The organism is Ekhidna sp., from assembly GCF_965247405.1.
GTDB lineage: Bacteria > Bacteroidota > Bacteroidia > Cytophagales > Cyclobacteriaceae > Ekhidna.
On record NZ_OZ252014.1, the window covers coordinates 2,994,528 to 3,011,306 of the forward strand.

A 16,779-nucleotide genomic window follows, 5' to 3' on the forward strand; every position below is an offset into this window, starting at 1 on the left:
AGCGTGTTAGAAATCAGTTATGATCTCCCTCACCTCGGTCGTTCCGCCAAACTCGAAGATCGGGCAATCTTTGGAGAGTTCTACCGCATGATCCATGTCTTTGGCATCCAAATGAACATAGCCTCCAACAATCTCTTTTCCTTCCATGAATGGTCCATCTGTAACGATTTTACCTCCGGGACCGACTACCTTTCCCTCAGATTGTAGTGGGTAACCCTCAGCTTTTACTTTGGCCATCCATTCGCCCCATCGCTGCATGTGAGCTTGCATTTCTTCGGGTGATTGATCTGCGTAACCTTCATCACCCCCTCGGAATACATACAAATACTTTTTCATAGTTATTAGTTGTGTTTAGTTAAGATAAATATTTCCTCTAAGACGAAGCAGATAACTGAGAATGGACAGTGCTGTAATTTATAATCTCATTCCTCCTTGGAGGAGTCAGGGCAGGACATAGATTTGCATTATGAACCTTTCAGAAATCTTCAATATCGATCCGGAGTTGCTAAACTATGTGATTATCCCCTTGTTGATCTTCTTTGCCAGAATCTGTGATGTTTCAATAAACACACTAAGAATTATTTTCATGCTAAATAGCAGAAAATATGTTGCAACCATTCTAGGCTTTTTTGAAGCAGCAATCTGGTTAATGGCAATCAGTCAGATTTTTCAGAACCTCGGTGGCTGGCAGACTTTCCTCGCCTATGCAGGGGGGTATGCGATGGGGATATTTGTGGGAATGATGATTGAAGAACGTTTGGCTATTGGGAACGTAGTGGTGCGAGTAATCACAGCTAAACCAGCTGATGAGTTGATCACGTTTTTCAGAGAGCAAAACATGCGATTTACAAATCTGGAAGGTGAGTCGGGGGATGGACCTGTGAATGTGCTGTTTACCGTTAATAAAAGGGAACGATTGCCAACGATCTTAGAGGCTATTAAACGATACAACCCGCAGGCACTCTACACGGTAGAAGGAGTGAAAAAAGTAAGCGATGGGGAAGTGGTTGATGATCGTGGATTTTCGAGAAGGATTTTTAGGTTTGGGGGAGGGAGGTAACTTTACTTGGATAAAGAAATGCTAATTTTAGCCTATTACCACCTGCAGATATTTTTTGTTAGTACAATAATACACCATGAGATACGAACCAATTGATAATCAGTTGTTTATTCAAAATAGAGAGAAGTTGGCCAAACGAATGAAGCCTCGATCTGTCGCAATCGTTCATGCCAATGACATCATGCCTACGAATGCTGATGGGACCATGAGGTTCATGCAAAACAGCAATTTATTTTGGCTGACTGGCGTAGATCAGGAGGAGTCAATCGTATTAATAGCGCCAGATTTTCCGGATGAAAAAATGAGAGAGATTCTATTTCTCAGAGAAACCAACGAAGAAATAGCAGTCTGGGAAGGTCACAAGTTGACAAAGGAGGAAGGAACACAAACCTCCGGGATTAAGAACATCAAATGGACAGCAGAGTTTGAAAAGACTTTTTATACCATTTTGGCAGAATGTGATCATATCTATTTGGATAGTAATGAGCACATCCGAAATGCCAGTGAGGTAGAAACACGCAATGCGCGTTTCGTGAAAGAGTGCAGGGATAAGTATCCATTATACGAGTACGAACGACTTTTTCCGATTCTGCAAGATTTAAGATGTATCAAATCTCAGTTTGAAATTGATATTATGCAGCAGGCTTGTAATATCACGGAGAAGGGATTCAGAAGGATATTGGAATTTGTGAAACCTGGAGTGATGGAATATGAAGTGGAGGCTGAATATTTACATGAATTTGTCAGAAACCGATCCAAAGGGTTTGCCTATGAGCCTATTATCGGCGGTGGCGGAAACTCGTGTGTGCTTCACTATCTGGAAAACAACCAGGAATTAAAAGATGGAGACATCTTGCTGATGGATGTAGGAGCAGAGTATGGGAATTATAATTCTGATATGACACGAACCATACCTGTAAATGGAAAATATACTGATCGCCAACGTGAAGTGTATGATGCTGTGCTACGTGTGAAAAATGCTGCAACGGAATTGTTGAAACCTGGTAACAGGATTCCTGAATACCATGCAGAGGTTGGAAAGTTGATGGAGAAAGAGTTATTGTATTTAGGCCTGATTGATAAAACGGATATTAAAAACGAAGACCCTGACTGGCCAGCTTATAAGAAATATTTCATGCATGGGACCTCTCACCACATTGGCTTGGATGTACACGATGTGGCCTCTATTTATAAAGTATTTGAACCAGGTATGGTGTTCACCGTAGAACCAGGTATTTATATTCCGGAAGAAAATATTGGGATCAGGATTGAAGATGACCTTGTGATAACCAAAGACGGTCACATCAATTTGATGAAGAATATCCCGATCGAAGCAGAGGAGATTGAAGAAATAATGAACAAATAGTCATGGCAAGTACAAAATTTGATTCAGATAAAGCACCGGAACCAGTAGGATTGTATCCTCATGCCAGGCAAACCGGAAACTTACTTTTCCTGTCAGGGGTGGGTCCGAGAGAACGAGGAACTAAGAAAATCCCAGGAGTAGAATTGGATGAAAACGGAGAAATTGTAAGCTATGACATTGCAGAACAGTGCCATTCAGTATTTAAAAATGTTCGGTTAATTCTGGAAGCATCCGGGGCGAAATGGGAGGATTTAATCGACGTGACAGTGTTTCTCACGAATATGAAAGACGATTTTAAAACGTATAATAAAATTTACGCCGAATATTTTAGCGACAATCAGCCTTGCCGGACGACTGTAGAGATAAGCTCTCTTCCAACTCCTATAGCGATTGAATTAAAGTGTATCGCTGTAATCAACAATTAAGTAAATGGAAGATAAAAACTTAACGCTTACGATCGATGACAAAAACAACTTTCTGGAAACGGCCAAATGGGGGAAGTTTTTGGGAATTGTTGGATTTATATTGAGTGGCTTGATCATTATTGTCTCGCTTATCTTTATTGGGGGCGTAGGACTTAATCCCGGAGAATTATATCCGGGTATTGGTAGCGGTATCGGTTTTTTCTATTTAATATTTTCGCTCATATATATTTTTCCTTCCTTATATGTTTATCGATTTGCTGTTCATATTCAAGAGGGGATCAGATCTGATGATCAAGAAAAGTGTTCATCTGCATACAATAATCTGAGAAAGCTTTTTCTGTTTATAGGGGTGATGACAATAGTTGTTTTGGCGCTATACGTTTTGGTCTTTTTGGGCATCTTTCTAGGTGGTGCCTTGGGAGGGATGCTTTAATCAAGGTTTTCTTCGATCCATTCAAGGCCTTTTTGCAGTAAATTCACATAATTACATGCTTCATAATGAGATAGTGTCTCGCTTGTTTTGAATTCCATTCGCTGACTTTTCTGTTTATTCTTTTCCAGGATAACTTTAGATCGGCTATAGCTAAATAACTGATCTCTTACACCGTGGATGACGTATGTCGGCACTTTGTAGCTGGCAAGCCTGTAATAGGCAGCAATTGCTATTGCACCATCAATTTGCTCAGGATGATTAGAGGCAAAGTGAACAGCGCCTGTTCCACCATCGCTATATCCGGCTATGATCACCTGACTCACAGGCCAAAATTCTTTGACTAGACTAGTGAGACGCACCAATTGCTTTTCCTTAGGATTTTCCCACCATGAGTGAAATTGGGATAGTGGTGCGATTATCATGTACCTGGAGGTATCAATGGCGGGGATCATAAGACAATTCATAAAATCCTTATTTTCATTTGCTGATACACCCCAATGTAATGCAACAACTAGAGGCACTTTTTCTTTAATGGTTTTATGAGGTATTGACAGTTTCATTGGCCAGGCATCACCATTGGATAGTTTTAATGATATATCACTAAATCCTGGTTTTAAATCCAACTTTCTAATGTTACTTTTGGTGGGCAAGCCATCCAATTGCTGGGCAACAAGTAGGAAGTTTACTAACAGTAAGCAGATGTTAGCAACAATTCGTTTAGCATACATGATCTTATAAAAAGTTAAAGAAGCTTGTCCCTAGTTTTTTGAAGATCAAAATCACTATTTTTGAGGTTAGATTATTATGAATACATTAGAATACAATACGCAGCGAGCGCAGCTGAAGCTTAGAGAGTACGGAAGAAACGTGCAGAATCTGGTAGCGCATCTCCGGACAGTTGAGGATAAAGAAGAGCGCAATAAAAAAGCGGCTACTTTAGTGGAACTGATGAAGTTGATTAATCCAGACCTGGGAAAGAATAACGAAAGTGATCAAAAGGTTTGGGATGATTTGCACATCATCTCCAATTTTGAATTAGATATTGAGGGACCTTTCCCAAAACCTGATGCTTCTGTATTAGACCGCAAGCCTGAGCGCTTGAAGTATTATTCCAACGAAATCAAATATCGTCACTACGGCAGGGGAGTTGAACTCCTGATTGATCAGGCCATCGAGATGGAGGATCCTAAAGAACGCGAGGGTGCTATTGTAGCCATTGGTCGTTTGATGAAAGGGTTCTTCCAGACCTGGAACAAGGAGAGCATTGAGGATGAGCAAATCCTGAAAAACATCAAACGCCTTTCGAATGATAAGCTGGATATTGATATTGAGACGGTAAAGGAACTGGGACTATTTGATTCTGAGAAGAAGCACTCAAATAGAAGAAGTAGTAGTAACCAGAATAAAGGCCGCCGTAGCAACCAGGGTGGCAAGGGTCGTCGCAACAATAATCAGGGCGGTCGCAACCGTCGAAGAAATTAATTCAATTTTTTGATTTGAAGATTTTTTGATTTGAAGATGGTTTCGATAGTTTAGTCGTCCAATCGAGTAATTAAACAATCATCAAATTGTCAAATCAAAGATGTCATCTTTTCGGGTAGAAGGCGGTCACCAGCTTAACGGTGAAATCATTCCCCAGGGGGCCAAAAACGAGGCACTCCAAATCATATCAGCAGTATTGCTCACGGATCAGGAAGTTGTTATTAACAAGATACCAAAGATACGTGATGTGCTAAAGTTGATTGATTTGCTGGAGGATATGGGCGTGGAGGTATCCAAAAACGGAGGCGAATCCTACACATTTAAAGCTGCGAACGTCAATCTGGACTTTCTGGATACACAAGACTTTAAGGAAAAAGCCGCTTCACTGCGTGGGTCTATTATGATCCTTGGTCCACTATTGGCGCGATTTGGAACAGGCAAAATGCCAAAACCCGGAGGTGATAAGATTGGAAGAAGACGTCTTGACACACACTTCGTAGGATTTCAAAACCTGGGTGCTAAATTCAAATATGATCCTAAAACATCATTTTATTCCGTTGATGGCAGGAATCTGAAAGGTGCCTACATGCTTTTAGATGAGGCCTCTGTGACAGGAACAGCCAACATCATCATGGCGGCTGCAATGGCTGAAGGCCAGACAACTATTTACAATGCGGCATGTGAACCATACATTCAACAGCTCTGTAAAATGTTGGTGCGTATGGGTGCTAATATCGATGGAATAGGCTCCAACCTGCTTCGAATAGAGGGAGTAAAATCTTTAAAAGGCACCGAGCACACCTTACTACCAGACATGATTGAAGTAGGGAGTTTTATAGGGATGGCTGCCATGACGAAATCTGATCTTACGATCAAGGATGCTCAAATTGAAGAGCTGGGAATAATTCCGGATACATTTAAGCGGTTGGGCATTAAAATGGACTTTAGAGGTGATGACATTCATATTCCTGCTCAGGAAAACTATGAAATTGAGTCATACATAGATGGGTCTATCATGACCATTGCAGATGCAATCTGGCCCGGTCTCACTCCGGATTTGTTGAGTGTAATATTGGTGACAGCCACTCAAGCTGCCGGAACTGTCCTTATTCATCAAAAGATGTTTGAAAGTCGCTTATTCTTCGTGGACAAGCTGATAGACATGGGCGCACAGATCATCCTTTGTGATCCTCACAGGGCAACTGTTATCGGGTTGGATCGTGCCTATCCTTTGCGAGGTATTACCATGACATCCCCGGATATTCGGGCGGGTGTCTCGCTGCTCATAGCTGCTATGTCCGCTGAGGGAGTCAGCACGATTCACAACATCGATCAGATTGATCGTGGGTATCAATTCATAGACGAACGATTGAATGCATTAGGAGCTAAGATTGAGCGGGTTGGCTAGTCAATAGATCTTGACAATACCGTTCTTTAATTATATTAAAATGTCTTAACTCATGTCCGGCGATGTGATAGGCAAGACCTCTTACTGTTCTCCGATTCATCACCGTACCATCAAAATCCACTCCACACCCACTTCTCATGAAGGAATCTTCAGGTAGATGCTGAAATAAGGCAATGGTAGATTTACGCACCCATTCGTACTCCTCAAAAATACTTTCCAGGGATCGCTCATTTGCCTCCGAATATTTTGCATAGCTGTCTTGATCAAAACCATGAAGTGGAGTGTCATCATTTCGGGCATACCTGAGTGCCCGATAGGCGAAAATCCGCTCATCATCGATGATATGAACTAAAATCTCCTTAATCGTCCATTTGTTGTCAGCATACCGGTAGATGAGTTTTTCCTTAGGTAGATCATAGATGAATTTTTTGATTTCAAGAAAATTTTTCCATAAATGTTCCAGAATATTGTCATCATCGGCCAACAAATCCAAATAGATACTCGAATAGGCAGGATATTCTCCTTCAACAGGTTTTTTAATTGCTCTCATTTTACTCAAATTTTTTAGCCCAACTATTTCTAGCCCACATACCCAAAGGCTCTATGAACTGGTATAGCTCATTGCCCAATTGTGTCAGTTGATACCCTTCATTTCCTTTTTCAATTAAGTGGGATTTTTGTAATTCTTTTAAGCGGGTATTCAGGGTAGTAGGGGATATCGATTGACAGTATTCTTGTATAGATCGAAACTTGCTCGGTCCATTATTCAAATGCCAGATAATCCCCATCGCCCAGTTTCGCCCTAATAAATCCAAGAGTGCCATGATGGGCTGGCCAGTGATGGATCCTCTGACTGGATTTCCAGGTACGGGTAATTTCATTTCGCTACATTATTTGTAGCAAAAGTATCGAATTTTTTATTTACTACAAAAATTGTAGCAACAATTAGAATAATTGTTAAATGGATTCGATGATTTCTGATACCCTATCAATTTCATCGATAGAGTTGAAATAATGTGGAGATAATCGTATAGCCCAGTCAATTCCCTTGTTTGTGAAATCAAGATAACCAGATTCTTTATTGCTCACACTGTAATAAACTTCCCTGTCGTTTAATCTTTTTTCAATTTCTTCCAGTGATTTACCATTTTTTCTGAAGGTGAGAATACTGCTTAAATTGGTGCCCATATCGAACATTTCTACATTTGGAATCGCTCGTAGATTGTTTCTGAATCTTCTCATTAGCTCTTTATTGTAGGCTTCAATGGGTATACTTCCTACTTCATTCAAATAGCGAATGGCCTCAGATAATCCAACAAGCAAGGCATAGGGTTTTTCCCACATTTCAAATCTCTTGGCACCTTCAAGTAGAGTAAAGTCATTTTCCTGATCCCAAATGGCACCTGCGCCATCCAGCATAAGAGGATAGATTTCATCATCTAACACACGATCTGACACATACAGAAATCCTGTACCTCTGGGACCTCTTAAAAATTTTCTACCTGTGGTGGATAGAAAATCGCATTTGATTTCATTGACATTTACTTCTAGCTGTCCTACTGATTGGCAGGCGTCTACCAAGTAACGAATCTCATTTTTACTGCAAATTTCCCCAATGGAATGGACGTCCTGAACCATTCCGGAGTTTGTAGGAATATGAGATACAGAAACAAGTTTTGGCATATACTTTTCCACCTTTTCCTGAAAGTCCTCTAAATCCAGATCTCCATTCTCCAGACTATTTATTCGGACAATTTTGATGTCATTGCGCTTAACCAGGGAAAAGAATTGGATGTAGTTAGAATTGTAATCGCAATCTGTGGTGATGATCACATCGTTTGGTTGAAAGTCGATACACGTCAATGCTTTGGAAAAAGCGTCGGTGGCGTTGTGAGTAAAGGCGATGTTACTTGGCTGACACGCCAGTAGATCAGCAGCATTATGATAAAATTCACTTATGGAATCTTGCTTGATTTCAGCGGCTTTATAGCCTCCTACCTTTTCTTCCAGATCCAGATATTCTTTCACTTTTTCATGAACAGATTTTGGAGGGAGTGACGAACCGGCACTGTTGAGAAAAATTTTGTTTAAGTAGTTGAGAATGTCCTGCTTTATCTGTTCAGGATTCAATGATTTTCTTTCAGTCATAAGTAGTCCCTTGCTCTGCAATACGATAACCCTTTTTTAAGACCTCACTCCTTTTTCGTTTATCAAAAAGCAGTGGGTTCGTATGATTTAAATGGATAAAGTGAATCTTCTTTTTTAAGTAATCCGACTCTGCATCAAATATTGCCATTGTTTCAGTAACAAAAGGATGAGGAATCTCATTTATTGGACGGTTTGGCAGTTCGCCTGCATCGTAAAAGGTAGCGTCAAGGAAAGCATAATTTATCACAGGATCTTCAACCATTTCCACAATACTTCGATTCCACTTGTACCACTTGTCAATGTCAGGAATAAATAGAAATCCCTTCTTACCATACGTCAATTTAAATCCTGCTGTTTCTGAAAATTCATCACGGTGGGGTACAGTAAAGGCGAGAGCTGAAATATACTCGTTCAGATTGACGGCTTGATCTTCGTTTAAGATTATCGGATCAATATTCCCCAGTTCGACCAGCTGACTCCAGGGTCCATTAGTCTTCAAAAAATCAATCATTTTTGGTAGTGCATAGACCTTCACATTTCTGGCTCCCAGAGCTTCTTTACCCAGATACATCAACCCCGTGTAATGACCTATATGAGCATGTGTAACAAAGATACCTTCGGGTAGGTATGGATATTCTCCATCGGTGAGGTCCCGGAAATATTGCAATTGCTTGTCCATATCCGGTGTGGCCTCAAACATCCACCACTTTTTTGAATCAGGATCAATCAAAGCGAGTGAAGTGATATATCGGGCATTGTTGCTGTTTCGGTGGGCTCTCAGGCATTCATTTTGGCAACCGATATGTGGATAACCTCCATCTTGTGCGACTCCTATTACAACAACTTTTTGTCCGTAGTTTGAGTAGGAGATTAAGAAGAATAGAATAATGGTTAGGTACTTCATTTGATAAAACTAAAAAAGCCCCGCTTAATAGCGAGGATTGTTATGATCAAATATTGCTTTATCAGTCTCTTCTCTGAAGCTTAACGCTTTCATTGATCCAGCAGCCAACTGTTATCGACTGACCTTCTTCCATTCCCTCGCTAAAGATCTCTTCAATAGACGGAAACTGCTCTTTAGAAGCATTCATCTGTGATTTATTTCCAGCTTTTTCGTACATCTTATAGGCGGCAAGGAAAACGCCACGATCCATTACTTTGCTCTTGTCTCCACGACAATCGTCATAACTTGTGAAGTACAAATTACCAATCAGATTATATGCTTCGGCACTTCCTGGCCTTGCACTTAGAGCTTCATAGGCCAGGGTGCGTGCTCTGGACTTGTTGCCTAATTTGCTATTTGCAACGGCTTGTCCCATCAATGCGTCAAATTTTTCTTCACCAGAAGTAGCAAGTTTTTCTGCTTCTTCATGATATTGAAGTCCCTTGGTTATTTCACCGCTCGCCAGATATTTACTCCCTATTGCGCTGGCAAGTGCGTAAGAAGGTTGCTCTTTGAAAACCGGTTCGCTTGCCTCCAGAAAATATGGTTGATCCGTACATTTTGCTTCTACAGAATATTTGAAAATCTTCTTTGCTGTGTTTAGATCTTCCGGATTGGCTCTGAACTTTGGTACAAGTTTTTCTTCAATGAATTCACAAGTCAAAATACCAGGAATAGAACTTAACCATGCATCTGTTTTGGCTTGCTCCTTTTTTAGTTTGTCAGGGTTTTCACCATTTTTTTGCTTAGCTACTATTATATCAGAAATCTGTGTATGGATATCCAGCACTTTCTCTGCTGGCATTTTTTCCGGATCTATTTTATGAAAATTCTTTGCAAGCAACATGTAGGTATTCAAGTTGAATGTTGAAATTTCAGGCCCATTCATTTCATAAGCCTCGTCGTACAAGTCAGCAAGTAATGGATACTTTGATGGTGTTTTGTAGTATAGCTTAAATGCTTCGTAGGCTTTTCGATCTATGGTGGCAGCATCATTGTCAAAATGCTCAATACGCTGATCATACATCCATAAAAGCGAATCCTGTAGGCGCTCTTTTCTTACTTTGTCGGTTGTTTTTTTGAGTATGTCTTCAATGCAATCAACACCCTGGATATAGATAGATGGATTTAGGTTTGGGTTGTTTTCATAGAGCCAGTTTAGGGGCTGCATTGCTTCTTCAAATTTGCTCTGAGCTATCAGTAGCTTATAGTAAGCCTGCTTTTCCATTGCCTGACTTTTCAGGTTCGGATCTTCCGGCCAGTTCCATCCATTTTGAGCCGCTGTAAAAGAAGAAACGAGCACCATTAGTGCAAAAAATGTTGATTTAATCATGTCCTTTTGAATTGTATTTTGAGTTTGCCTTTTATTTTCACTCATCCTACCAAAACAGTGCCAGGAGGTCCTGACATGCTGGTCACCAAAATGTTTGCAAAATGAGTAATTTTTTATGCTAATACGGGTCTCAATCACATTAGTTTTGTGTTAAATATCACCCAAATAAAATATAGCGATGTTCAATTTTAAAGAAATAATTAGTGTTTCGCTCATACTTTTCTCTGTAATTGACATACTGGGTAGCGTACCGATCATTATTGACTTAAGAAAAAAATTTGGTCATGTACAATCGGAAAAGGCGACTATTGTCTCAGGTGTCATCATGGTTATTTTCCTTTATTTAGGAGAAAGTATACTCAATCTCTTCGGTATCGACATTAGCTCATTCGCCATTGCAGGAGCTATAGTTATGTTTTTATTGGGTATGGAGATGATTCTGGGAAGGCAATTTTTCAAGTCAGATCCAGAGGAGATGAAAAGTGCTTCCATTGTACCTCTTGCTTTTCCTCTGATTGCAGGAGCCGGAACAATGACAACCTTGGTTTCATTGAAAGCTGAATTTTCAACGTATAATATTCTTGTAGGAATAGCGCTCAACCTAATATTTGTATATGTGGTGCTTAAAACCTGTGGATGGCTGGAGCGAAAAATTGGCTCTGCCGGGTTTAATATTCTCAGAAAAGTATTTGGGATTGTACTATTAGCCATCGCCATAAAAATCTTCAAAAATCACCTATTTGCATGATAACAATGTTTACAGACGGAGCTGCCAAAGGCAATCCAGGTCCCGGTGGTTATGGAACCATATTGCGGTATGGTGACAAGGAGAAAGAACTTTCAGAAGGCTTTAGGCTCACCACAAACAATCGAATGGAGCTTTTGGCTGTCATCGTTGGTTTGGAGGCCATCAAAAAGCCAGGGTGGAAAGTGCTGGTGGTATCGGATAGCAAGTATGTCGTGGACGCAGTATCCAAAGGTTGGCTGAAAAGTTGGGTAGTAAAAGATTTTAAAGGAAAGAAGAATCGGGATCTTTGGGAAAGGTACCTGAAAGCGTCTGCACCGCATGATGTTCGATTCAAATGGGTAAAGGGACACGCTGGTCATGCAGAGAACGAGCGCTGTGATCAACTGGCTGTTGAGGCCGCTGAACGAAAAAATTTGAAAGTAGACGCAGCTTTTGAGGCTGCAAGTTCGTAATGGCTTATTTTAGTACAGTATTAGACTTTACATAAGATGAATTTTAATAAAGGCATATTTTATTTCCTTTTTGCGGCCCTGGTGATTGGCTCAATGGTGATCTACTTTAAAGTTGAGCGTGACAGAAAGATGAAGAATCCTAACCTGACGGATTTAGCAACAGAGCCGGATTTACTTATGAATACGGCTGACAGAACCCTGCAGGATCATAAATCTTTAACCGCAATTAAATTTCTGGAAGATGCAATCAAAATGATGAAGCTGCTGGAAGAAGATGGAGATAGCATCAGCACTCAAGCGATCGAGATTGCGATCTATGATTTAGAGGTGGTTGAAAACCACATAAAGGCTGAGGATATCAATGATGATCTAATGTATGAAGCTTTTGCTGATGCGATGAACTCTTTAGCGTTTGCTTCGCTGCGAGTATCAGAACAATTTATTCGTGAGGGTAAGAAAGAGGAAGCTAGGATAACGATCCATCACGCAATGGATCACCTTCAAAACTCTATACGTTTTGCCAGAGGGCAGCAAAAAGAAGATGAAATCCGAATTGCCAGTCATCTGCAGAGTCTTATTGATCAGCATCTGGAGAATGATATTTCACAGATAGACCTTGTGATGGCAGAGATTGACTCAGTGGTGAAAGCTCATGTCATTAAGTAAGGCTAGTAAAAGGTAGGTTCTACTTCTCTTTCATTAAACTGCAAACCGGTGGTGGTTAATTCATCCAGTACCGGTTCATAGATTTCTTTTTTAATTGGTACATGCACACCAGTTAGGTTGATTTTGTCTTTTAAAATCATCTTCGCTGCGATGGCCAGCGGCAGGCCTACAGTTTTTGACATAGCAGTATTTACATCATCATCGCCCATGGCTACCATACTGGACTCAATCTGCCGTGGCTTGTCTCCATCCAGGAAATTGAATTTGTGCCACATCACAATCATGTCTTTATCTTCTGAATCAAGCGTCCATTTCTTTTTAAGAATATGTTCCAGAATTTGGGCTGGTGTTCCCTGATTTAATCCAACCAACTCATCATCAAACATCCCTAGCCATTTCAGCTTAAACATTATTCCGTTATCCAGATCAAGGTTTAGATAATGAGCCAATTTCAGTTCCACCGAATCTTGAGGATTGTATGATAAAAAGGAATTAATGAATTGGCGATGCGTCATTTCAGACACATTTTCCATTTGATAGGTATCATCAGTAGCTCCTAGCTGAACAAATACATCCCAGGCAGCACAATATCCGGGTCTTCGCAATGTCCCCCGATAAAGTGTCTTAATTCCTCTGAGATTGTAAACATCCAGATATGCCAAAGAGTCGCGGTTGGCATATCCCTCAAAGTAGCCATAATCAGGAATGTAGATGGCCTCTGTTCTTCGAAATAGCTTTTGGTAAGGAATGTATTTGTATCTCCCTTCCTGAATGAATTTGCAGGTGCCTTGACCTGCAAGAACGACATTTCTTGGGTTCCATGTAAACTTATATTTCCATGGGTTGTCGCCAACAGACTCCTCAGCCACTAGGCCACCGGTGAATGTTTCAAAGCCTGTCAATTCATATCCTTTTCCACGTAAATCATCGAGTACCTTCATTGCTGACATATGATCGATTCCGGGATCAAGTCCCATCTCCATGATCATCAGTTTGCCGGCATTTTCAAATTGCCCGTTTAAGGACTTAATTTCTTCAGTGAGGTATGAAGCTGTTAAAAAATGCTTTTTTAGCTCAGCGCATTTTCTTGCAACATGGATATGCAGCGATGCGGGCAACATGGAGATCACCAAATCATTTTCTTTTACCAAATTGGTAAGTAGTTCTGCATCAAAAACATCAAAAGTTACAGCCTTGGCTTGTGGGTTTCCTTTTATTTTCGATTCAGCCAGCGCTACGTCTTTTTCACCAATAGTAATGTGCCACTGCTCTTTCCCGGCATTATCTAAGAGGTAATTGATAAGTGCGGTTGATGATTTTCCCGCACCGATGATCAGGATATGTTGCATCCGGCAAATATGTGTTTAACCGGAATCTTTCGAAAAGACTATTTGCTTTTTTTATTCACAATTGTGCTGCTGGCCTGATCGGTAGGTAAAATCAATACATCTCCGATCATCACATGCGCTGGACGATTAAGCACAAACTCGATGGTTTCGGCTACATCCTGAGCAGTCAGTGGAGTGTAGTTCTGGTAGACCTGTTTTGCTCGTTTGCTATCCCCTTTAAATCGCACCTCACTAAACTCTGTCTCAACCAGGCCTGGATCTATTGAGGTGACTTTGATGCCATGTTCGTTAAGGTCCATTCTCATGCCTTTGGTTAGCGCATCCACTGCGTGCTTAGATGCACAGTATACATTCCCTCTAGGGTATACCTCCAATCCAGCAATTGAGCTAATATTTACAATATGACCCTTTTTGCGATCCACCATTTTAGGCAAGATCGCTTTAGACACATATAGAAGCCCCTTGACATTGATATCCAGCATGGCGTCCCAGTCATCGGTGTTTCCCTCTTGGATCAGGTCCAGACCATGTGCATTGCCTGCATTATTGATCAGAGTATCAATGATTTGCCATTCATCAGCCAAGGATGCGATTGCATTAAAAACTGCTTCCTTCTCTCGCACATCAAAAGAGAGTATTTGAACATCAGTCTCAAGTTCGTCTCTGAGTTTTTCCAGACGATCTTTTCTTCTTCCGCAGATGATCAGCCGATAGTCCTTAGATAGTATTCGAGCGGTTGCTTCCCCAATACCGCTGGTTGCTCCTGTAATGAGTGCGATGGGTTTACTCATTGTTTCAGTCTTTTTCTTTGTTTAGCCTCAATTCGACTGTTACGCTTTTTCGTCTTGCCAAGCTTTCGCTTGCCTCCCGGGCCACCTTCAAACGTTACGAATATGCCCAGGTTTTGTGTGGTTAATCGATCCAGCCCGATACTAAAGTCGTTTGGATCATCTGTAAGCATGTTTCTAAGACCATAGGAATATCTTATCTCAGGTGAGAATTTAAAGTAGGCAAAATACATATCCAGTCCAACACCGACATCTATTGCCACATTCCAGTTTCTTAGCTCCAGTTTTTGTCCCACGTCTTCTTCATCTCCTTTGCCAGCCGCTTCAAATGATGGATTAATTCCGGCAACCATATACATAGCTAGGTTTCCTCTGCGTGCTGATTTATATTTTAACAGAAGTGGAAGTTCCACCATGGTAGCATCTTTCAGCTCCCTCTGCGTTGTTCCATTGGTAAATCGATAGCTTAGATCATTCTCATAAAATCCAACAGTTGGCAACATTCGGAAATCGAGGTACTTGGATATCCTCATATTGATTACGAATCCAAGTTTGAATCCTCCCAGATTTCCAGGAACGATGGAGTGTACCGTATCCATAGCGGGAGAAGTAAAGTAATCGGAGTACTTAATTACATATTTTGAAGAGTGGACGCTTATCAAAAAGCCATAATGAATCCATTGATCTTCGTAGTGGATGAGATTGTCGGTAGGATTATTTTGAGCCTGGGAAGCGTATCCCATTCCTAAAATGAGCAAACACGCAAGAACTATTTTTCTCCCACGTAAATAGAGCTGATGCCTAGGGTTAATGGTTTGCATTTAGTGTTTTTATATCCTGTTTTACCCAGAATCTTTAAAAAGTCGTCTCCATAGGGGAATTCATTCACAGACTCTGGCAAGTAGGTGTAAGCGGCATTATCCTTTGAAACCACTTTTCCAATCTTCGGTAATATCCAACGAAAATAAAAATTATATAATTGTTTGAACGGAAAAGCTGTCGGTTTTGAAAATTCCAGAATGACCGCTCGTCCTCCGGGTCTCAAAACACGATTCATTTCCGACAGTCCTTTTTCAAGATTTTCAAAGTTCCTTACTCCGAATGCAACGATCACTGCATCAAAGCTATTGTCTTCGAAATGTAAGTTTTCAGAATCACCGGATTGCATATCGATGATATCCGAGTAACCCTTTTTCTTCATTTTCTGACGTCCTACATTAAGCATCCCCTCGGAAATGTCCACGCCTACCACCTTCTCAGGGTTTAGTTTCAATGATTCGATCGCAAAATCACCCGTTCCGGTAGCAATATCCAGGATTTTCTTTGGCTGAAGGTCTCTTAGCATCTTGATTGCTTTCTTTCTCCATCGTATGTCAATACCCAGAGATAAAAAGTGATTCAAAAAATCATATTTACCGGAGATGCTGTCAAACATTTCTGCTACCTGCTTCTTCTTCGCATCCGACTTATCTTTGTAAGGAAGTACCGTCATAATTGCCGCAATATTAGTGGATTAAACCCTTGTACGGTCCAAATGTTATCAGTTTCTTCTTCATGCAGATAAAAACAGCAGAATTTGTAAAAAGTAGCCCAAACGTGGTAGACTGTCCTGACCCCATCATGCCGGAATATGCCTTTATCGGACGATCCAATGTCGGAAAATCTAGTTTGATCAATCTGCTGACCCACCGAAAGAAACTGGCAAAAACCTCCTCTACGCCGGGAAAAACGCAACTGATCAATCATTTTTTAATTAATGAAAACTGGTATCTGGTGGATTTACCGGGATACGGATGGGCGCAAACGAGCAAAACCAACAAGGCAGCCTGGAAAAAGATGATCAATGAATACCTGGAGGAACGACAAAACCTGGCCTGTGTGTTTGTGTTGGTAGATAGCCGTCACGAACCCCAAAAGATCGATCTGGAATTTATGGAGTGGCTGGGAGAGTCAGGTATTCCCTTTAGCATTGTATTCACTAAGGTGGATAAGCTCGGTAAAAATCAGGTTCAGTCCAATGTGGCTGCATATAAAAGAGAGATGCGAAAAACGTGGGAAGAATTACCTCCAACGTTTATCACTTCTTCCACGGATCGGGTAGGTGGAGAAGAAATTATGGATTTTATTGATCGAATCAATGGAGAGATAGCGAGATAAGATATTTTTGCCCCCTCAAAA

Annotated in this window: 21 protein-coding genes; 10 read left to right on the top strand and 11 right to left on the bottom strand. The window is 40.8% G+C overall.

Going from position 1 to position 16,779, the window contains the following annotated elements; all coding sequences use genetic code 11:
- Window positions 1–6: 6 nt before the first annotated feature.
- Window positions 7–336, bottom strand: coding sequence for a YciI family protein (locus ACP14Y_RS13815; protein WP_424963521.1), 330 nt, complete (start codon window positions 334–336; stop codon window positions 7–9).
- A 130-nt stretch (window positions 337–466) separates the two neighbouring features.
- On the opposite strand from ACP14Y_RS13815, the gene ACP14Y_RS13820 reads away from it, so the two are divergent.
- From ACP14Y_RS13820 to ACP14Y_RS13835, 4 genes are all read left to right on the top strand, one after another.
- Window positions 467–1,060, top strand: a complete 594-nt coding sequence (locus tag ACP14Y_RS13820; RefSeq protein WP_424963522.1) for a DUF2179 domain-containing protein — start codon at window positions 467–469, stop codon at window positions 1,058–1,060.
- A 76-nt stretch (window positions 1,061–1,136) separates the two neighbouring features.
- Window positions 1,137–2,426: an aminopeptidase P family protein gene (locus ACP14Y_RS13825; protein ID WP_424963523.1), complete on the top strand. Its 1,290-nt coding sequence runs from the start codon at window positions 1,137–1,139 to the stop codon at window positions 2,424–2,426.
- A gap of 2 nt (window positions 2,427–2,428) precedes the next feature.
- On the top strand, window positions 2,429–2,851 hold the full coding sequence (locus ACP14Y_RS13830; RefSeq protein WP_424963524.1) for a RidA family protein: 423 nt from the start codon (window positions 2,429–2,431) through the stop codon (window positions 2,849–2,851).
- 4 nt (window positions 2,852–2,855) lie between these two features.
- Window positions 2,856–3,284 carry a DUF5362 family protein gene (locus ACP14Y_RS13835; protein ID WP_424963525.1) on the top strand — a complete coding sequence of 143 codons (429 nt, stop codon included), beginning with the start codon at window positions 2,856–2,858 and terminating at the stop codon, window positions 3,282–3,284.
- On the opposite strand, the gene ACP14Y_RS13840 is transcribed toward ACP14Y_RS13835, so the two are convergent.
- Entirely contained in the window at window positions 3,281–4,012 is a 732-nt protein-coding gene (locus ACP14Y_RS13840; protein WP_424963526.1) for a hypothetical protein, read from the bottom strand. The two genes, ACP14Y_RS13835 and ACP14Y_RS13840, sit on opposite strands and share 4 nt — an antisense overlap.
- Before the next feature lie 76 nt (window positions 4,013–4,088).
- On the opposite strand from ACP14Y_RS13840, the gene ACP14Y_RS13845 reads away from it, so the two are divergent.
- Together ACP14Y_RS13845 and murA are read left to right on the top strand one after the other, a co-directional pair.
- Window positions 4,089–4,766: a DUF4290 domain-containing protein gene (locus ACP14Y_RS13845; RefSeq protein WP_424963527.1), complete on the top strand. Its 678-nt coding sequence runs from the start codon at window positions 4,089–4,091 to the stop codon at window positions 4,764–4,766.
- Between the two features lie 100 nt (window positions 4,767–4,866).
- A complete protein-coding gene (gene murA / locus ACP14Y_RS13850) occupies window positions 4,867–6,174 on the top strand; it encodes a UDP-N-acetylglucosamine 1-carboxyvinyltransferase (RefSeq protein WP_424963528.1) in 1,308 nt (435 codons plus the stop codon).
- On the opposite strand, the gene ACP14Y_RS13855 is transcribed toward murA, so the two are convergent.
- The 5 genes from ACP14Y_RS13855 to ACP14Y_RS13875 all read right to left on the bottom strand — a co-directional run bounded on the left by ACP14Y_RS13855 (window position 6,152) and on the right by ACP14Y_RS13875 (window position 10,598).
- The gene (locus ACP14Y_RS13855; RefSeq protein WP_424963529.1) at window positions 6,152–6,724 is read right to left on the bottom strand and encodes a DinB family protein; all 573 of its coding nucleotides are present in this window, start codon (window positions 6,722–6,724) and stop codon (window positions 6,152–6,154) included. The two genes, murA and ACP14Y_RS13855, sit on opposite strands and share 23 nt — an antisense overlap.
- Window position 6,725: 1 nt before the next feature.
- Entirely contained in the window at window positions 6,726–7,055 is a 330-nt protein-coding gene (locus ACP14Y_RS13860) for a winged helix-turn-helix transcriptional regulator (RefSeq protein WP_424963530.1), read from the bottom strand.
- Between the two features lie 76 nt (window positions 7,056–7,131).
- On the bottom strand, window positions 7,132–8,322 hold the full coding sequence (locus ACP14Y_RS13865) for an aminotransferase class V-fold PLP-dependent enzyme (protein WP_424963531.1): 1,191 nt from the start codon (window positions 8,320–8,322) through the stop codon (window positions 7,132–7,134).
- A complete protein-coding gene (locus ACP14Y_RS13870) occupies window positions 8,315–9,226 on the bottom strand; it encodes an MBL fold metallo-hydrolase (RefSeq protein ID WP_424963532.1) in 912 nt (303 codons plus the stop codon). The genes ACP14Y_RS13865 and ACP14Y_RS13870 overlap by 8 nt, the downstream gene beginning before the upstream one ends.
- Before the next feature lie 61 nt (window positions 9,227–9,287).
- Window positions 9,288–10,598, bottom strand: a complete 1,311-nt coding sequence (locus tag ACP14Y_RS13875; RefSeq protein ID WP_424963533.1) for a tetratricopeptide repeat protein — start codon at window positions 10,596–10,598, stop codon at window positions 9,288–9,290.
- A gap of 178 nt (window positions 10,599–10,776) precedes the next feature.
- Between ACP14Y_RS13875 and ACP14Y_RS13880 the strand changes: the two genes are divergently transcribed.
- Genes ACP14Y_RS13880 through ACP14Y_RS13890 form a run of 3 tightly spaced genes read left to right on the top strand, consistent with a single transcriptional unit; the run spans window position 10,777 to window position 12,464 of the window.
- Window positions 10,777–11,346: a MarC family protein gene (locus tag ACP14Y_RS13880; RefSeq protein WP_349564422.1), complete on the top strand. Its 570-nt coding sequence runs from the start codon at window positions 10,777–10,779 to the stop codon at window positions 11,344–11,346.
- Complete coding sequence (rnhA, locus tag ACP14Y_RS13885) at window positions 11,343–11,798, top strand: ribonuclease HI (RefSeq protein WP_424963534.1); 456 nt, start codon at window positions 11,343–11,345, stop codon at window positions 11,796–11,798. The genes ACP14Y_RS13880 and rnhA overlap by 4 nt, the downstream gene beginning before the upstream one ends.
- 36 nt (window positions 11,799–11,834) lie before the next feature.
- Window positions 11,835–12,464 carry a hypothetical protein gene (locus ACP14Y_RS13890; protein WP_424963535.1) on the top strand — a complete coding sequence of 210 codons (630 nt, stop codon included), beginning with the start codon at window positions 11,835–11,837 and terminating at the stop codon, window positions 12,462–12,464.
- A gap of 2 nt (window positions 12,465–12,466) precedes the next feature.
- Here the strand turns inward: ACP14Y_RS13890 and ACP14Y_RS13895 are convergent, their stop codons facing one another.
- From ACP14Y_RS13895 to ubiE, 4 genes are read right to left on the bottom strand one after another with little or no spacing between them, the layout of a single operon-like run.
- Window positions 12,467–13,813 (bottom strand): saccharopine dehydrogenase family protein, encoded by a 1,347-nt coding sequence (locus ACP14Y_RS13895; RefSeq protein ID WP_424963536.1) that lies wholly within the window; start codon window positions 13,811–13,813, stop codon window positions 12,467–12,469.
- Window positions 13,814–13,851: 38 nt separating this feature from the next.
- Window positions 13,852–14,604: an SDR family NAD(P)-dependent oxidoreductase gene (locus ACP14Y_RS13900; RefSeq protein WP_424963537.1), complete on the bottom strand. Its 753-nt coding sequence runs from the start codon at window positions 14,602–14,604 to the stop codon at window positions 13,852–13,854.
- Window positions 14,601–15,422, bottom strand: a complete 822-nt coding sequence (locus ACP14Y_RS13905; RefSeq protein WP_424963538.1) for a porin family protein — start codon at window positions 15,420–15,422, stop codon at window positions 14,601–14,603. The genes ACP14Y_RS13900 and ACP14Y_RS13905 overlap by 4 nt, the downstream gene beginning before the upstream one ends.
- Window positions 15,371–16,093 carry a bifunctional demethylmenaquinone methyltransferase/2-methoxy-6-polyprenyl-1,4-benzoquinol methylase UbiE gene (gene ubiE, locus ACP14Y_RS13910; protein WP_424963539.1) on the bottom strand — a complete coding sequence of 241 codons (723 nt, stop codon included), beginning with the start codon at window positions 16,091–16,093 and terminating at the stop codon, window positions 15,371–15,373. Before ubiE ends, ACP14Y_RS13905 begins: the two co-directional genes overlap by 52 nt.
- Window positions 16,094–16,155: 62 nt before the next feature.
- Here ubiE and yihA point away from each other — a divergent pair, with 62 nt between their 5' ends.
- The gene (gene yihA, locus ACP14Y_RS13915; RefSeq protein ID WP_424963540.1) at window positions 16,156–16,758 is read left to right on the top strand and encodes a ribosome biogenesis GTP-binding protein YihA/YsxC; all 603 of its coding nucleotides are present in this window, start codon (window positions 16,156–16,158) and stop codon (window positions 16,756–16,758) included.
- The last annotated feature ends 21 nt before the right edge of the window (window positions 16,759–16,779 follow it).

Excerpts from the sequence above, each read along its gene's own strand:
- ACP14Y_RS13815 (WP_424963521.1), bottom strand. The coding sequence starts at position 336 with ATGAAAAAGTATTTGTATGTATTCCGAGGGGGTGATGAAGGTTACGCA.
- ACP14Y_RS13820 (WP_424963522.1), top strand. The coding sequence starts at position 467 with ATGAACCTTTCAGAAATCTTCAATATCGATCCGGAGTTGCTAAACTAT.
- ACP14Y_RS13825 (WP_424963523.1), top strand. The coding sequence starts at position 1,137 with ATGAGATACGAACCAATTGATAATCAGTTGTTTATTCAAAATAGAGAG.
- ACP14Y_RS13830 (WP_424963524.1), top strand. The coding sequence starts at position 2,429 with ATGGCAAGTACAAAATTTGATTCAGATAAAGCACCGGAACCAGTAGGA.
- ACP14Y_RS13835 (WP_424963525.1), top strand. The coding sequence starts at position 2,856 with ATGGAAGATAAAAACTTAACGCTTACGATCGATGACAAAAACAACTTT.
- ACP14Y_RS13840 (WP_424963526.1), bottom strand. The coding sequence starts at position 4,012 with ATGTATGCTAAACGAATTGTTGCTAACATCTGCTTACTGTTAGTAAAC.
- ACP14Y_RS13845 (WP_424963527.1), top strand. The coding sequence starts at position 4,089 with ATGAATACATTAGAATACAATACGCAGCGAGCGCAGCTGAAGCTTAGA.
- murA (WP_424963528.1), top strand. The coding sequence starts at position 4,867 with ATGTCATCTTTTCGGGTAGAAGGCGGTCACCAGCTTAACGGTGAAATC.
- ACP14Y_RS13855 (WP_424963529.1), bottom strand. The coding sequence starts at position 6,724 with ATGAGAGCAATTAAAAAACCTGTTGAAGGAGAATATCCTGCCTATTCG.
- ACP14Y_RS13860 (WP_424963530.1), bottom strand. The coding sequence starts at position 7,055 with ATGAAATTACCCGTACCTGGAAATCCAGTCAGAGGATCCATCACTGGC.
- ACP14Y_RS13865 (WP_424963531.1), bottom strand. The coding sequence starts at position 8,322 with ATGACTGAAAGAAAATCATTGAATCCTGAACAGATAAAGCAGGACATT.
- ACP14Y_RS13870 (WP_424963532.1), bottom strand. The coding sequence starts at position 9,226 with ATGAAGTACCTAACCATTATTCTATTCTTCTTAATCTCCTACTCAAAC.
- ACP14Y_RS13875 (WP_424963533.1), bottom strand. The coding sequence starts at position 10,598 with ATGATTAAATCAACATTTTTTGCACTAATGGTGCTCGTTTCTTCTTTT.
- ACP14Y_RS13880 (WP_349564422.1), top strand. The coding sequence starts at position 10,777 with ATGTTCAATTTTAAAGAAATAATTAGTGTTTCGCTCATACTTTTCTCT.
- rnhA (WP_424963534.1), top strand. The coding sequence starts at position 11,343 with ATGATAACAATGTTTACAGACGGAGCTGCCAAAGGCAATCCAGGTCCC.
- ACP14Y_RS13890 (WP_424963535.1), top strand. The coding sequence starts at position 11,835 with ATGAATTTTAATAAAGGCATATTTTATTTCCTTTTTGCGGCCCTGGTG.
- ACP14Y_RS13895 (WP_424963536.1), bottom strand. The coding sequence starts at position 13,813 with ATGCAACATATCCTGATCATCGGTGCGGGAAAATCATCAACCGCACTT.
- ACP14Y_RS13900 (WP_424963537.1), bottom strand. The coding sequence starts at position 14,604 with ATGAGTAAACCCATCGCACTCATTACAGGAGCAACCAGCGGTATTGGG.
- ACP14Y_RS13905 (WP_424963538.1), bottom strand. The coding sequence starts at position 15,422 with ATGCAAACCATTAACCCTAGGCATCAGCTCTATTTACGTGGGAGAAAA.
- ubiE (WP_424963539.1), bottom strand. The coding sequence starts at position 16,093 with ATGACGGTACTTCCTTACAAAGATAAGTCGGATGCGAAGAAGAAGCAG.
- yihA (WP_424963540.1), top strand. The coding sequence starts at position 16,156 with ATGCAGATAAAAACAGCAGAATTTGTAAAAAGTAGCCCAAACGTGGTA.